The organism is Xanthomonas sp. NCPPB 3959 (assembly GCF_056675575.1).
Genome location: NZ_JBWWVR010000013.1, coordinates 149,819 through 164,710 on the forward strand (window position 1 = coordinate 149,819; position 14,892 = coordinate 164,710).

Here is a 14,892-nt window from a genome sequence, read left to right on the forward strand (position 1 = left end):
GGTCTCCTCCATGGGGGTGTCAACCCATTGCTCTGCCCAAGAGTCTACCGCCCTACCCTTCGCCATGGACAGCTGAGCGCGGCCGTTTCCAGCTGTATGGATAGCCATACAATGCAGCAACCTCAGACAAGGATAGGACGCATGCGGAAATACGAACTTGTATCGCAGGAAGACGAATGGGGTTGTGCGGCTGCCTGCGCGGCATCGATCTTGGACATCTCATACCAGCGGGCAAAGCGCTTGCTAGAGAAAGAAAAGTCGGCAGGCATAAACGATAAGCCAAAAGGCTTTGAGATCGATGAAATCGCCAATGCTCTCTACAAGAAAGATGTAAAGGTTGTTGCCGACTGGAATCCTCCCGCGAAGCTGCCCAGCGGCACCATCGTGTGTATCCACAGCCGGGTCAGATACGCGAGCTATCACTACCTGCTCAAGGTTCCAGGCGGCTACATGGACCCTTGGTTCGACTTGAAAGATGGAGTCATGGAAGCGCAACTGCGCGCGGAACTACCCAAAGGGACCAAGCTTGTTGTGGCCCTTATTCCGAGCAAGAAATAAGGCTCTTAAGAGGAGCCGTGGCTTGGTGGATGTGAACCTTGAGGGCGGCAGCACGGGACTGCCGCTGTCGTCTGCTTCTAGGGACAGGTATGAGGGGGCGGGCTATGCCCACCCCCTTGCCGCCAGGCTGACGCTCTTCTGGCCGCCGATGACCAAGTGGTCCAACACTCGGATGTCCAGAAGGCCCAAGGCTTCCTGCAGGCGCTGGGTGACCTTGCGGTCCGCTTCGCTCGGCTCTGGATTGCCGCTCGGATGGTTGTGAAACAAGATGAGGGCGACGGCGTTGAGCTCTAAGGCACGCTTGGCGACGACCCGGCTATAGACTTCGCAGCCGTCGATGGTGCCGGTGAACAAGTGCTCGGTAGAAATGATGTGGTGCTGGTTGTCCAGGAAGACGACCCCGAAGACTTCGTGTGGGAGGTGAGCGCAGCGGGCAACCAGGTAATTGCCAGCTTGGTCGGGACTGTGGATGCGGCCTTGCCGTTGAAGCCGCTGTTCCAAGATGGTCGCGGCGGCGAGCAAGATGCCCTCCTCGTCCATCTGGAGTTGGTATTGAGCCTTCAGGTCTTGGGTGCGCTTCATCGGTTCTTCTCCACCAGCGCGTTGTGCGCCTCGTGGGAACCGACAGGCGAAGCGTTCGGCCCTACCGCACCCGAGAGCGAGCACCGCGCAAGCGGCGCACAGCGAAGGGCCGCAACAGAGCGCCAGCGCCGAGAAGGAGGCCTGTCCTTGCGGTCGGGCCAGCGAAGCTAAGGTCCCTTTCAGAGGCCCAGCGCTGATGGAGAGCTAGTGATGCGCGACTCTCATGGCCGTGGTTGAAACACCAAGAGGACTGCCATGCTGCTCGCGTGCCATTGCCATCTGCTGCACTCGCCTTACCGCCCACTGCCGTATCCCGCCGCTTGCAATCCGCTGCCAGCTGCCAGCGCCAGCAGCCTTGAGCGTTGGCCCACGAAAAGCATTCATGCTCAACGCATTTCGGGCGCAGTAGCTGAGGCACGCATCTCAGCGAAACATCGTTACGCTGTGGGACACTCGATGCATCTTCGGACTGGCACCGAGACATGGGAAATGAACGACTGAAGGCCGCCCTGGACCCGTGGATGCGCGTGGAAACGTGGCACACCTTTCATCCGCTTGACGAGCAGCGCTTTCATCTAGCACTGGCTGCCGCCTTCGAGGTGGTTGGCCTGCCCGCTGAAGCCTTGGAGTTTGAGACCGCGATGCTGGCGCTCACGCGCAAGCACCACGGTGACGTGATGCTCCATCACATTGACGCGATCGAGGCCTATGCGCAGCTCGCCGAGAACATCAGCTTCTATCTTCACAACACAAGAGCATGACCACCGCCATGAAGCGTTTCCGCCACTTGCGCAGCTTGGTGCTTTCGATGCTTTTGGTTGCCTCACTTGCCGCGTGCGCAGCGACTGGCCCCGTCACTAGCCCGCCCATCGAAGGCCCCGTGCGTCTGGGCGAGATTGCGGCGGTCAATGGCCCCAAGGTGCGCCCCGATCACGTCATTGAGGACAGTCGTTGCCCGGTCGACGTTCAATGCGTCGTGGCAGGCCGGTTGATCGTCAGGACGACCGTGATGGGCGGCGGCTGGTCTAAGCAGATCGATCTCACGTTGGGTATGCCGGTCCCTGTGGCGGATGGCATGTTGACGCTGGTGGACGCCGCACCCGTGCCCCTCAGTGGGGAGGCCGTCCCAGCATCTGCCGCTCGTTTCACGTTCAAGTTTCAGGGCGGGCGGTAGCCAAGCGTGTTCAACTTGCAGCGCCTTGGCCATTTGCGCTTTTAGCTTGGTTCGTCAGTGCTGGTGAGCCCATGCCAAGCCAAGATTTCGTTGAGACATCGTCCGACGAACTCAGCATCTTTTGACATGATCACATCCGCTTCAATGAACTGAGCCGTGCCCGCGAACGCTCGCAAGAAATGGCAGCGGTCAGGACTCGATGCTCGCAATGCGGGTGTCGCCCCACCTTGTCGCCCACCAGAACAGCAGTGCCAAAAGACTGACTGCCGCGCCCAGTAGGCACACACCCTGCCAACCTGCATGGGCAAAGGTGACGGTCGCGCCGATTGCACCCAGTCCGCTGCCTGCAGCATAGAACAGCATGTAAAGGCCAACCAAGCGGCTATGCGCCTCAGGCCTGGTGCGGAAGATCAAGCTTTGGTTCGTGACATGTAGCGCTTGGCCTCCCATATCGAGCAGCACGATGCCAATGACCAGCGCCCACAATGACCACTCCATCAGCGACAGAGGCCACCAGGCCATGAACAACACCGTAAGCGCTGCTGCACTGGTGCGCTGAGCATGACCGTGGTCCGCCCATTGCCCTGCACGCGCAGCAACCAAGGCGCCTGCCACACCGACCAGACCGAAGGCACCGATGGCCGTATGTGAGAAGCGATAAGGCGGCGCGCTCAAGGGCAGCACCAGCGCAGTCCAAAAAATGTTGAATGTGGCGAACATCAACAGCGCCAGCATGCCGCGCACTTGCAAGACCTTTTCTTGACGCAGCAGCGTCAGCATCGAAGAGATCAGACGCGGATAACTCATCGTTTGGGATGGCGGTGTCAACGCTGGCAGCCACCGCCACAACGGAAGTGCAATCGCAACCATCAGGAAAGCGGCGCAGAAATACACACCGCGCCAGCCTGCCAAATCGCTAACACCACCGGCAAACACCCGCGCCAGCAGCAGACCAATGAACACGCCGCCTTGCGCTGCGCCGACCACGCGGCCTCGTTCATGGGGCGCGGCGGCACTGGCCGCATAGGCAATAAGTCCCTGCGTCATTGCTGTGCCCAATAAGCCTACGGCAAGTATGCCTGCCAGCAGTGCAGGCGCGGATCGCGCCATGGCCACGACGGCAAGTGCGACCACCAGCGCCAGAAGCTGCATTGACATCAGGCGACGACGATTCACCAAGTCGCCCAGCGGCACCAGCAACAGCAATGCCAGCGCACAACCGGCTTGTGTCGCTGTAACGACCCCACCCACGGCCGCATAGCTGATGCCAAAGTCTCGGGACAGCGTGTCAAGCAGCGGTTGAGCGTAGTAGACATTTGCCACGCTCAGTCCACTTGCAACCGCAAACAGCCAGAGCAAGTGCCGGGGCATGTTCGCAGACGGAACCGTTGAAGGACCGCTTGACGGTGGTGATGCGACAGAAATCCCCATGACTTTCATCCAATCTAGTTGCAAATCAATACTAGTTGAATGCTAAGCAATGTGGTTTTAAAGTGCAACTTCATTGATTTCTTGTTTACCGGCTTCGGAGACTCCATGCCCCCTCGCAAGCGCCTTGGTGACGAGCATTGTCCGGTTGCGCGATCGGTCGATCTCATTGGGGATCGATGGGCGCTCCTGATCGTGCGTGATGCCTTCGATGGTGTTCGCCGCTTCGGCGATTTCCAGCGAAGCTTAGGTGTGGCGCGCAACATCCTTTCCGATCGGCTGCACAAGCTGGTCGATGCGGGCATCCTTGGAATGCAAGATGCATCTGACGGCACGGCTTATCAGGAATACGTGCTAACGGCAAAGGGAGACAGCCTCTTCCCCGTCGTGGTGGCATTGCGACAGTGGGGCGAAGACCATCTTTTTGAGCAAGGCGAACGTCATTCGGTGCTGATCGACAAGCGCACGGGCAAGAAGGTCCCGCGCATGACGCTTCAGGCAAAAGACGGCTCTCTGCTGCTGCCTGCTTCTATGCAAGTTCGGAAGGTAATCTAAGGAAAAATTTTTGAGTTGCCAAAATTCCCCTTCGATGATGATCAAATATGAGCCCCATATCTCCGACATAAAAAAGCCCCAGACATCACCCCGTCTGACGGAAAGTTCCTTCCAGAGCTCTTAATTTCCAGGCCCGGCGGCATCACGCTTCACCGCTACCCAGTCCCCAGTGTTGCCTTCCCTGATCGAAGCGCTGCGTATGACTACGCCAAGCACTGGATGACTGCGTGCTATGTGTCGAGCACAGGCTCAGTAAGCGCGGCCTAACAACCGCCTGACCTCAACCTTCGCCTTCCGTGTCCGCTAGCCCATGCCAAGCCAAAATTTCGTCGATGCGTCGTTTGACGAACTCAGCATCTTTCGACGTTTGTGCCTTCGCTTCAATGAGCTGCGCCATAACTGTAAAAGCTCGCCAAAAGTGGCGGCGATCAGGACTCGATGCCCGAAGTGCCGGCACTGCTGCGTCTAGTTGATTGAGGTGGATGCGCAACTTGGCTCGGTCCATGATCTCCAGTATCGGCAGCGCTGTCGCATCGCCTGAGACCGTGGCCGCGCCTCCTCCAGTAAGGACCTGACGTAGGCGAGAGTTGGGTGCTCTGTTTCACACAGATGCCGCCAGACCGCATGGACGCAACCTCAACAGAAATACTCGTGGGTTGCCGGCACGACGCTGCTCATGCGTCCCGCGAGGTGAGCGACCATCGGTCCCGCGTCCGGCAGAATCAGATTGCGCCGCCGGCATTCCTGAAACCATAGGTCTCGCGCCCTTCGGGATGTCAGGAAGTTCTGAACTACGCGTCATCCAGGCGGAGAAATCCTTCGCAAAGCGATCGAACTCACAGCCCATCATCTATGCCAGAGGCTTTGGACTACAGCCGCGTTTCTTGGCGACTTGATGCTCTTCAAATGCGATTACATACATCACGCAAGACACACTTCTGCTTAAAGCGCATCGCACCTAACGTGCCCAGCGTATAAAATAGAACGAGTCTCGTTTGCATTTTACACCGTGCCCTCCGCTACCGCTCTTTCTTCCATCCATGCCCTTGCCACACAGGAGAGTCGCTGGCAAAGGCTTACTGCGGGCGTTGCGACGGTTGTCATCCATGCACTCATTGCGTGGCTTGTGCTTGATCAGACGCGCTTTGACGCCAGCGTTCCGACTCAGGAAGAGGTTCGAATGCGCATTACCCTTCTTCCTGCAGCAGTGCCACCCACACCGGTCGCACCAGTCCCGGCACCCAAACAAGTTCCACAACAGTCACGGACCACTTCTTCGTCCCCACCTCGCTTAGAGGCGCCCCCTGTCGAGCATGCGACACGGCAGTCCACGCCCACCTCGTTACCCAGCATTAGTCCAATGCCGCTGTCCGATGTTGTCGAACATTCAATGGCAGCGTCACTTGAGCAAGACGCTGCCCTGACGCAGGCTGCTGCTCCAGCCGCGCCCCCTGCTCCGCCAGCTCCTGCTGCCGGAATGACAGACCCAAATTGGGAGGGGCGCGTTTTGGAACGCTTGCAGCGCTTCCGTCGCTATCCAACTGCCGCCAGGGCACATCGACAAGAAGGTGTCGTCTTCGTGCGCGCTCTGGTCAATCATCAAGGCCGGGTGCTTGCCGCACGGGTGCACCTTGGGAGCGGCTACCTAGCCCTTGATGATGAAGCCTTAGGCACCTTTGCCCGAGCACAGCCGCTTCCTCGGCCGCCCCACTCGTTGCCCGATCCGGTGGAACTGGAAGTGCCCGTAGAATTTTTCTTGCAATAAGAAGCAGGCCTTCAAAGCGTTTCCAAGAACGCCACGATGGCGTCGCGCTCTTCTTTTTGTAGGCCAAGGGGCCGCAGTAAGGGATCAGGTTTCGGGAAGAGTGGATCATCGCCCTGCTCGCCTTTGGGCTTTGGCCTTGGCATGCCTGCGTTGTAGGCGTTGATTACACTTCGTAGATCCGCGAAACCACCTGTATGCATGTAGGGCCCTGTCTTCCGCACATTGCGCAGTGACGGCGTGCGGAACTTCCCACTGTCTCGAACATCCTGGGTGACCTCATACCGGCCCAGATCCTGGCGCTGACGTCCATAGAAATGAAGCCCAAGATTGTGGAAACGATTGTCGGCAAGCGTCGGACCGCTATGGCAATTCATGCAGCGGGCTCTGGTTCTGAAAAGATGCAAGCCCCACAGCTGCTGATCGGTCAACAGCTCCCGTTGCCCTTGTAGAAATCGGTCGTAGCGATTGGCGCGAGGCACCAAGCTTCGCTCAAAGGCTGCCAACGCCTGAGCAATGTCTTTCTCCGTGATACGTGATGAACCAAACACGCGTCCGAACTCGCCGGGATAGTCATCACTTCGATTGAGTCGCTCCACCATGGCAGGAGACGAAAATGCCATTTCCTTGCCGTCTTCGATGGGGTGGCGGATCTGCTCTTCCAACGACCCGGCACGTCCATCCCAGAAGAGTGACTCGGCGAAACCAGACATGGCCACACTTGGCGCGTTGCGTCGTCCTTGTTGTCGATCATGGCCAAAGGACACGCTGCGCCCATCTCCCCATCCAAGCTCTGGATCGTGGCAGCTTGCACACGCGATCTGTCCTGAGCTCGATAGTCGGGGGTCTTCGAAGAGTTTTCTTCCAAGAGCAACTTTCTGCGCTGTTGTTGGGTTATCAGCGGGTGCCGGGGCCCTCGCGGGTAAGGGAGCAAGTTCTTGCCACACCGCGCCCTCGGAGATCTCAGGCTTCGGCCACGACGCTTGTAGCCCTGCGTAAGCCAGGCGCAGACACGCAACATCCACGCTGTTGGATGACAAGGCGAGCGTTGCCCGGCAGTCCGAAGGAACGAGCGTGTTCGTCCTCTCCGGCACGGCAGGGCCCGCAACACAGCATGCGGCCAGCACCAGCCACCAACGCCAACGTGGCGACTCAACGCGTGCCACCTCTCAACCACCCAACAGCATTGGCAGACTCATCTTCATTAGAACCGATAGCCCGCTTCCAGCCAGTAGCTGCGCCCTTGCTCAAAGTAAGACGATGACGATGTTGTGCCAGCAACCTTGTTGATGCGATTGAGCACATTCATGGCTTCCACACGCACATAGAGCTGCTGCTCGGATGGCAAGCGGAAGCTGTATTCGAGTGTGGTGTCCACGGTGAAGGCACGTGGATAGCTCACATCGCGATAGACGTCATAGACCTCGCCACCGACGTCTTCACTTCCTTGCTGCACGATGTCGCGAAACCCATCGCGATACCGCAAAAAATTGCTCCAGAGAAGTTCGCCTGGTCCGATATCCACGCGCGACTGCGTTGACAGGCGTGCTGTCCACTTGCGCGCGAAGTCGGTCGCCGGCAGATCGTAGAGCCAAACCCGGTTGCCTTTGTAGAGCACCAACTGGTCGCTCTCATCGCTCCAGCTGGTTTGGTAGTTGCTGTAATTTCGCCGGGTGTCGGTGTAGTCGAAGGCAAACTGCACTTGGGTCCGACTTGGACCCCAGACTAGGCTGTTTTCAGGGCTCACACTCAGCGTGTAGACATCGCTTCTGCTGCGCCCGTTGTTCACATACTCATAGACGCTACTGGTGAATGCGCCGGACGGATCGTTACTTCGAACCGATTGTCGCAGCACCTCATCGCGGTTATCACGACTGACATACTTCAGACTCAGATCCAGTCCTTTCCAACGCTGATCCAGTCCGATGGTCCATTCATTGGTATACGGGATGTCCACATCGCTCAGCCGGTTGGTCGAACCAGCAGATGTGCCCTCGATACTCTCCCATGCCGTGCGCGCGCTCGTGCGCGTCTTGACCAGAGTCAGGCGTTCACGTCCCTCACGAAGCAGATAGCTAAAGAAGTTTCGCCCGTAATAGCGGTTGAGCCCACCCGTCAGGATCGTGGTCTTGTCGCCGAATACATCCCAGGACGCGGCCAAGCGTGGAGAGAGCGTGGTCTTGTCCCAAATGCTGTCTTGGTCCAGACGCACACCACCACGAAGGCTCACGTTTCCAAGGCGCACGTCGTCTTGGAGCCACGCAGCATAAGCCTGCCCGCTGACCTTAAACTCTCCTGCTTGATAGGTGGTTTGCCGGCGAAAGTATTGACCACGCCCGGCGACAACCGTTCCGGTGACAGAGGTCAGGACCGGTGACAGCGAGCAGCTGTCAGTGTCCACTGCGCCATTGCTACTGGTGCAGCTTGTGGTGGCATAGGGTTGCAGGTAGTTGTAGTGGTCATTGAGGCGCTCGTAGTTCGCCTCTCGATGCTGAAAAGACATGCCGAGCTGCACATTGTGTTCGGTCGCTCCCCAGGCAATGGGCTCCCGATCAAACTGGGCTTGATAGCCCAACTTGCGATCATGCTGATCGACATTGCCCCAGCTTCCTTCCCGGCTGCTGTTGTTAACCCCCCAATCGAATTCCCGTGACTTGGCCCATGACTTCCAGTAGTCGACCTGGCTTCGCCGGGAGCTTTCCAAATCGCTGTAACTCAAGGTATTGCGCATGGTCCAGGCCCCACGCTCGACGTTGGCACGCAGCGCGACAACAGGACCACCCGATTTCAGATCGAACCACGAGTTCTTGGCGCTTTGGATGAAATAACGATCATCGGTCGGCGCATAGGTGATGCTGGCGCCGAGTTCAATGCCGCTATCGCTTTTCCAATCGGCCGACAAGGACGTCGCTGTGTTCTGCCGGGTTTGGGTTTTGCTATTGGCATCGCTGCTGCTCACATCCCCCGAGGTATAGCCTCGAAGGGGGATCTCCGAGCGAGTCTGCATGACAGTCCCAATCAGCCCAATGCCGCTCTTGGTCCGCCCTTCCAGCCGCGCCCCGAATTTGAACTTGTCGAACTCAGGCTGGAAATCGCTGGTTGCTGACTGCTCGAAGTCCTGCTCCTGCCCTTGAGGGATGATGATGTCATTCCAAACCGAACGCGCCATGCGAAACCAGACTTTGCCGTGTAAACGGTCGCCTGCCTTACGGGTTTGTGCGTCTACCACGCCACCAGTGAAGTTGCCAAAAGCTGCCGGCACGTTGCTGTCATAGACGGTGACGCCTTCGAGCAGATCGGTATCGACCGCGATGCCCTGTGACTGGCTAGGGACATCAGCATAGTGGTCAGCGTTGTTGAAGACCGGATCGATGTCGTTATTGAAGCTGATGCCATCGATCAGGAACAGGTTCTGGTAAAACGGCGCGCCGTTGATGCTGAAATCTGCCGGGCGGATCTCGCCGGCATTGCGCGAGCTTCTGGCTGTGTCGCTGAACTGCACTGAGGGGTTGATGCGCAGTAGCGTGGCGAGATCGCTTTCTCCCCGAGGCGCTGCATCAATGTAGGCTTGATCCAGTGCAATTCCCTCCGAGTAAGGGAAGGTGCGCTGCGCTCCGATACGCAAGGGTGACAGTGGAATGATTCCGCTACTCGCAGCAGGTGCGCGAAGCAGTGTGTAGCTTCCATTGGAGCGTACAAGCAAGCGCAGTCCCGAACCCGATAGCAGCCGCTCCAGGCCTTCGCGATCGGTCATGCTGCCCTCGATCGATGGCGCAGTCAGCCCCTCGGTCAAGGCGGGATCGAAAGACAATGCGACCCCGCGCTCAGTGGCAAACGCGGTGAGCGTTGCGCCCAGCGGCCCCGCAGGCAATCGAGTGGGCATTGCCTGGGCAAACGCCGAGCTTGAGACGGTAGCCAGGGCCAGGACTAGAAGACGAATCCGCAGGGGGCGGCAAAAACGACGCATGACAGCGCTCAACAATAGGGGTTCTTTCACTTGCCCCGCGAGATTGAAAAAAGGGTCATTCCGACTGCTATTTATTTTGGGACGACCGTCGTCCACCAGCCGTTGGCTCGGCGCTCGATGGCCAAGCCATGTGTCTGGGCGATCATGTCGAGGCTCTGGTCGATATCAGCCAGTGGGAACACACCTGACACCAAGAGATGCGCCACAGACGGATCACAGCGCAGCACGCCATGGCGATAGCGCCCAAGCTCTTCAAGCACCTGTCCGAGTGGCTCGGCATTGATGACCAACAGGCCCTTTGACCAGCCTGTCAATTGCTCGGTTGGCTTCGGAGCGATGACGCAGCGATCGCGGTCAAACCAAACCGCAAAGCCCGCATCTACTCGACAGGACGAGCGAGTCTTCCCTCCAAGCTCAATGCGCACCGCGCCGTCGAACACCGCCAAATGTGTTCGACACTCTCCAACGCGCACATTGAAGCGTGTGCCCAATGCCTGCATATATCCGTGCGTCGTGGCAACCCGAAAGGGTCTCGGTGAGGGCATGGTGTCTGGCGCGGTCCTGATCAGCACCTGACCTTGTTGCAAGCGCAGCAGGCGTTGTTTTGCACCATATGCAACGTCCAGCGAAGTCCCGGAATCGAGCTCTATCTGGGTTCCGTCCGCGAGCTGCTGGTGCTGGTGCTGCCACTCCCCAGTGCCCGTCGTGAAGCGTTGATCCCAGTTCGATTGTTCCCACAGTTGCCAGGCAAGCCACCCAGCCGGGGCAGCGAGTAGCCAGGCGCCTAAGTGCTTCATGGCTAAGCGACGTCCCGGGTGCTTGGGGCGATCCAATACGGGACGTGCAATCGAAGGTGGGACCGCGTTAATGGTCCCCAAGAGCTCTTCAACCCTTCGCCATGCCCGTGCGTTGTCGGGGTGCTGTTGCTGCCAACGCTCACAGGCAGCTTGGTCCTGAGCTCCACCATGCTCTCCTAATCGCACGACCCATTCGGCGGCTTGCTCGAGCACGCAGGGATCAAGTGGCGTTGGGGACTTGGTGTCGTCAGGGCGCATAGGCCAGGCATGCGAGCCAAGCACGCTTCATATGTCGCTTGACGGTGCTCAGCGACAGGTCAAGCTTGCAGCCGATCTCGCCATACCCAAGGCCTTCAAACTGGGCCAGCAGGAAGACTTGACGCACAGCCACAGGTAACCCTTCGAGCATTGCATCGATGAGGCAAAGCGCCTCGCAGACGATCGCTCGCTCCTCTTCTGATGGCACGATTGCAGCGGGAAGCGCAGTCAAGCTTTCCAAGTAGGCACGTTCCAACGATTGGCGACGAAACCAATTAGCCATGAGGCCCTTGGCCACCGTCGTTAGGAACGCGCGTGGTTCATTCAATCCGCAAAGGTCGCGCCCACTGAGCAAGCGAGTGAAGGTGTCCTGCGTCAGGTCTTGCGCAACCTCTCGAGACCCAACCCGGCCACCGACCCAGCGCTGTAGCCAAGGCTGATGATCGCGGTAAAGCGAGGCAAGCAATGAGTGGTCGACAGCCATGAAGAACCCCTGAAAGCGAGGGCGGCTTCAAACCACGTGGCTGACCCAAAGATGAGATTGATTCTCAATTGTGACACATCATGCATTGTCTGACTACCGATGATGGTCACCACACGCGTTTGGCGCGTTTCTTCACTGATCAGTCGGATCTTCATAAGCACCACGGTTCCAGGAACGATAGCGCCAGGGCACAGCATCCTCAAGGAACGTGATTGCTGGCGCGGTAGTGTGCGTAGCGATACCTAGCGCGCATCAAGGCACACGCTCAAAAAGTAGCGTGTCGCGTTGACCCTTGACGAACATCGAAAGCGTCGCGCTGCCATCCGGACGAATCTGCATGGCGGCTTGGCCGTCGCTGAGCTGACGGCAATATCCGCGGTCATTAGCGCCGATCCATGTGGTCAACGCACCATCGACGCGGCCGGCGTATCGCAACTCGACTTGACAATCCCTAGGAGCGCCATAGCGCAGGCGACCAAGCACGTCCCCAGGCCGGACGCTGGTCGCAACAATCTCTAACTGTGCGGCGATAAGGCCCGCACCTCGCCAGCGACCCGCTTCAGCCAACCCTTCCCTTTTCTGGTCCAGGGTGACGACCAGAGGCTGCTCATGTCCCAGCAGTGTGAGCTCTATGCTCTCTGCTGTCTCATCCAACACCCGAAGCTGAGCCTGTCTACCAGTCTGCGCATCACAAAACTTGCCACCCTTGCGCGACAGCATTACGTAACCATCGTTCTGCGCCCGCAACTCAAGAGCGCAGTTGAAGGGAGGCCCAAACTGCAAGTCCGCGACCTGGGGGCCGCTGGCACCTGTAGCGCGCTCGCTCAAGCGGACATAAACCGCCCCCCCTGCCCCGCTAGCGGGCAGGATTCCGCGCCAATCACCGGCTGGAATGCCATCAGCCGGAGCTGCCTGAGCGATAGGTGGCGTTATACAAATCGCCAGGACTAAAGCGACGCGAAAGATGTGATTCAGACATTTACCTTCATTAGACATTGGCGCCTCTTACCGAATTAGACAGCATGGAATGACCAATTACGCCGTTTCTCACACGCTGCCATTGGCAGCCATGGCGCACGTATATGATGACCATGAATCGCCTTTGGGACCGAGACCTTTAGCAGAAATTTCAAAGCCAGTTCCCCGCACGGCATGCCGTTACCTAGCAATAGCAGTGCGGACCGCTCGTGTCCGGGTTGGCACCTTCGTTGAGCTGGATGCAGCACTGGCTGTTGACGAACAGCGCGCGGTCCGCTCGGAGGTAGTCCAATGCCACGCCTACGAAGCGACCCATGTTAGTCAATTTCCTTAATCACACTCAGTATCTCAAAATAATACTAACAAATATTTCCGGGAATTTAAGAATGGTACATATTATAAGCTAACAAACAAGCCCCTCTGGCTCGCCCATAAAAATTAAACAGTATGCTTATGACTAATAAGTCGCGAGCACTTGACCCTTGAAAACCCTTGCTGCGCATAGTTTTCTTCAAACGAAATAGATCGGATCTTCCGGCCTAGGAAGGACTTTACTTAGTCGCCCCCGGAGTTTGCATGAGGAAATAAAAAGCCGTTCAATTTCGATTGACGTTTGAGCAGATCGTCGTATCCCTACTTCCATTGTAAACAATGGAAGCAACGCAGTGACTCACCCACTTAACGACATCATCAGCAGTTACATCGACACACCAAACGGCGGCCTTGTTTTGGAAGGGATCAAGATTGGCCGAGTAACGTTTGAAAAGATCACAATCACCAACCGCGAGGGCGCGTTCAATGCCCAGGACCTTATCAATACGGTTTTAAGCAAGACTGCCCGCATCCGGAGTGGCAAGCACGGCACGCGATACGCCGAGCTGCTGCCGCCCGGCAGCCCTGGTCGCCTCCTGTCTATCGAGATCGAAGACTTCTCATTGCACCAGCGCCGCCGTTACTTGAAATCTGCCACCGTCAAGGACTATGCCCGGACCTTAAACCTGCTGCTGCTGACGTGCGGTGACATCCCCGTTTCCCGTATTGACCACACCCACGTTGAGCGCCTGTGGGACCTCTTGCGATGGGCACCCTCCGCTTTGCTGCAGGATCCCAAACTGCGCGCGATGACGGTCGACCAAGTGATTGCGCTGGGCCAAGCCAACGGGGTTCAAGGCGTGTCCCACGCCACTCTCAAGAAGCACAACCTTTGCCTGACCAACTTCTTCCGACGCTTGGTGGCTACCCGCGCTATTCCTGGAAACCCCATGACGGCGATGGGGAAGATCAAGAAGAACTTGGTGACCGACCCAAGCCGTGGCAAGAAAGCTGAGCGATTCCTGGAGGAAGCAGAACTTCAGAAGATCTTCGACCCCGACGCGTTCGTCGCTTGGGCAAAGAAATGGCCCCATCGCTGGTGGTGTCCCATCTTGGCCCTTTACAGCGGCGCGCGCGTCAACGAAATCGCGCAACTCAAGGTCCACGACATCGTGAACGAGAACGGGACCTGGTGTATCGCTATCCAGCTCACGGTCGACGATGACTTGGCAGGCAACGAACACTTCCAGACACGCCAGACAGTGAAAGGAGCCTCCGCCCTCCGGCGGATTCCCATCCATCAGGCGGTGCTCGATGCCGGCTTTCTCGACTTCATCAAGGACATCAAAGCATGTGGCCATCCGCGGCTGTTTCCCCATCTCTCTGCGGGTGTCTGCGAGGCGTCGGGGGAAACCAATGCCCGCTACAGTCAAGGCTTGGTCATCCAGTTCAGCGCCTACCTCAAGAAGCTAGGCTTTGGAAAAGGGCTTGGTTTCCATGCCTTCCGCCACACACTTTCCACCAAGCTCAAGCATGCCCGGGTTCCGCAGGAGGACGTGGCTACGATTACGGGGCACTCCGAGAACAACCGCTTCCCTGTGTTGAACCTCTATCAAACCACAGAGAACCCCGAAGAGCGGGCCCGCCAAGTGGCGGCGCTGCAACGGTTCAACCCGCCGGTGGTGCTTCCGAAATACGAGCGAGGGCAGTTCAAGGAGCGGTTGCGGGACAAGCAAAAGTTTTACCCCTGACCGTGCCCTGCCCTGATGTCCGGTTTTGCAACCTTGTTGCGGTGCTGTCGCCACCGCTATGTCGCCTGCTTCGACCCCCGTTGTTGGGCAACTGAAGACGGAGGCCAAACGACTGACGCAGCCGGCTCAAACCTCAACGCCCTTCTCCACCCTTCCTTCTCCACCCTTTCGGAATTCAATCATGAGCATCACCAGCACGCCTACTGCCGAACATCTGCAATCTCTCCTCAATCAACGCCGACCTGGCAAAGTAATCTTTCGAACACTTCGCAGCACCGCAAGCACC

General features: G+C 58.0%; 15 protein-coding genes and 1 pseudogene. 6 read left to right on the top strand and 10 right to left on the bottom strand.

The annotated features are described in order from the left end of the window. Positions 1-141 precede the first annotated feature (141 nt). Positions 142-558 (top strand): hypothetical protein, encoded by a 417-nt coding sequence (locus AC1KVG_RS16140; RefSeq protein WP_481095056.1) that lies wholly within the window; start codon positions 142-144, stop codon positions 556-558. Between the two features lie 102 nt (positions 559-660). Here AC1KVG_RS16140 and AC1KVG_RS16145 read toward each other — a convergent pair whose 3' ends face one another. After that, a complete protein-coding gene (locus AC1KVG_RS16145; protein WP_481095057.1) occupies positions 661-1,140 on the bottom strand; it encodes a JAB domain-containing protein in 480 nt (159 codons plus the stop codon). 482 nt (positions 1,141-1,622) lie between these two features. Between AC1KVG_RS16145 and AC1KVG_RS16150 the strand changes: the two genes are divergently transcribed. Further along, complete coding sequence (locus tag AC1KVG_RS16150; RefSeq protein ID WP_223647820.1) at positions 1,623-1,901, top strand: hypothetical protein; 279 nt, start codon at positions 1,623-1,625, stop codon at positions 1,899-1,901. After that, a complete protein-coding gene (locus tag AC1KVG_RS16155; RefSeq protein ID WP_481095058.1) occupies positions 1,898-2,314 on the top strand; it encodes a hypothetical protein in 417 nt (138 codons plus the stop codon). The genes AC1KVG_RS16150 and AC1KVG_RS16155 overlap by 4 nt, the downstream gene beginning before the upstream one ends. Before the next feature lie 189 nt (positions 2,315-2,503). Here the strand turns inward: AC1KVG_RS16155 and AC1KVG_RS16160 are convergent, their stop codons facing one another. Then, positions 2,504-3,637: an MFS transporter gene (locus tag AC1KVG_RS16160; RefSeq protein WP_481095059.1), complete on the bottom strand. Its 1,134-nt coding sequence runs from the start codon at positions 3,635-3,637 to the stop codon at positions 2,504-2,506. Between the two features lie 213 nt (positions 3,638-3,850). On the opposite strand from AC1KVG_RS16160, the gene AC1KVG_RS16165 reads away from it, so the two are divergent. Then, positions 3,851-4,297: a winged helix-turn-helix transcriptional regulator gene (locus AC1KVG_RS16165; protein WP_327197160.1), complete on the top strand. Its 447-nt coding sequence runs from the start codon at positions 3,851-3,853 to the stop codon at positions 4,295-4,297. Between the two features lie 280 nt (positions 4,298-4,577). Here the strand turns inward: AC1KVG_RS16165 and AC1KVG_RS16170 are convergent, their stop codons facing one another. Further along, positions 4,578-4,802, bottom strand: a complete 225-nt coding sequence (locus AC1KVG_RS16170; RefSeq protein ID WP_047125868.1) for a hypothetical protein — start codon at positions 4,800-4,802, stop codon at positions 4,578-4,580. A gap of 855 nt (positions 4,803-5,657) precedes the next feature. Here AC1KVG_RS16170 and AC1KVG_RS16175 point away from each other — a divergent pair. Further along, positions 5,658-6,062, top strand: coding sequence for an energy transducer TonB (locus AC1KVG_RS16175; protein ID WP_481095060.1), 405 nt, complete (start codon positions 5,658-5,660; stop codon positions 6,060-6,062). Positions 6,063-6,073: 11 nt separating this feature from the next. Here the strand turns inward: AC1KVG_RS16175 and AC1KVG_RS16180 are convergent, their stop codons facing one another. From AC1KVG_RS16180 to AC1KVG_RS16210, 7 genes and pseudogenes are all read right to left on the bottom strand, one after another. Continuing rightward, positions 6,074-7,225: a cytochrome-c peroxidase gene (locus AC1KVG_RS16180; RefSeq protein WP_481095061.1), complete on the bottom strand. Its 1,152-nt coding sequence runs from the start codon at positions 7,223-7,225 to the stop codon at positions 6,074-6,076. A gap of 38 nt (positions 7,226-7,263) precedes the next feature. After that, on the bottom strand, positions 7,264-10,026 hold the full coding sequence (locus tag AC1KVG_RS16185) for a hypothetical protein (RefSeq protein ID WP_481095062.1): 2,763 nt from the start codon (positions 10,024-10,026) through the stop codon (positions 7,264-7,266). A gap of 71 nt (positions 10,027-10,097) precedes the next feature. After that, positions 10,098-10,823: a FecR family protein gene (locus AC1KVG_RS16190; protein ID WP_481095069.1), complete on the bottom strand. Its 726-nt coding sequence runs from the start codon at positions 10,821-10,823 to the stop codon at positions 10,098-10,100. 93 nt (positions 10,824-10,916) lie between these two features. Continuing rightward, positions 10,917-11,081, bottom strand: a pseudogene (locus tag AC1KVG_RS16195) (FecR/PupR family sigma factor regulator); the annotation flags it as partial. Further along, positions 11,071-11,565 carry a sigma-70 family RNA polymerase sigma factor gene (locus AC1KVG_RS16200; protein WP_176342022.1) on the bottom strand — a complete coding sequence of 165 codons (495 nt, stop codon included), beginning with the start codon at positions 11,563-11,565 and terminating at the stop codon, positions 11,071-11,073. The gene AC1KVG_RS16200 and the pseudogene AC1KVG_RS16195, both read right to left, overlap by 11 nt. Before the next feature lie 252 nt (positions 11,566-11,817). Then, positions 11,818-12,561, bottom strand: coding sequence for a hypothetical protein (locus tag AC1KVG_RS16205; protein ID WP_481095063.1), 744 nt, complete (start codon positions 12,559-12,561; stop codon positions 11,818-11,820). Positions 12,562-12,727: 166 nt separating this feature from the next. Next, entirely contained in the window at positions 12,728-12,859 is a 132-nt protein-coding gene (locus tag AC1KVG_RS16210) for a hypothetical protein (protein WP_481095064.1), read from the bottom strand. A gap of 349 nt (positions 12,860-13,208) precedes the next feature. On the opposite strand from AC1KVG_RS16210, the gene AC1KVG_RS16215 reads away from it, so the two are divergent. Continuing rightward, positions 13,209-14,606 (top strand): site-specific integrase, encoded by a 1,398-nt coding sequence (locus AC1KVG_RS16215; RefSeq protein WP_481095065.1) that lies wholly within the window; start codon positions 13,209-13,211, stop codon positions 14,604-14,606. Positions 14,607-14,892: the final 286 nt, after the last annotated feature.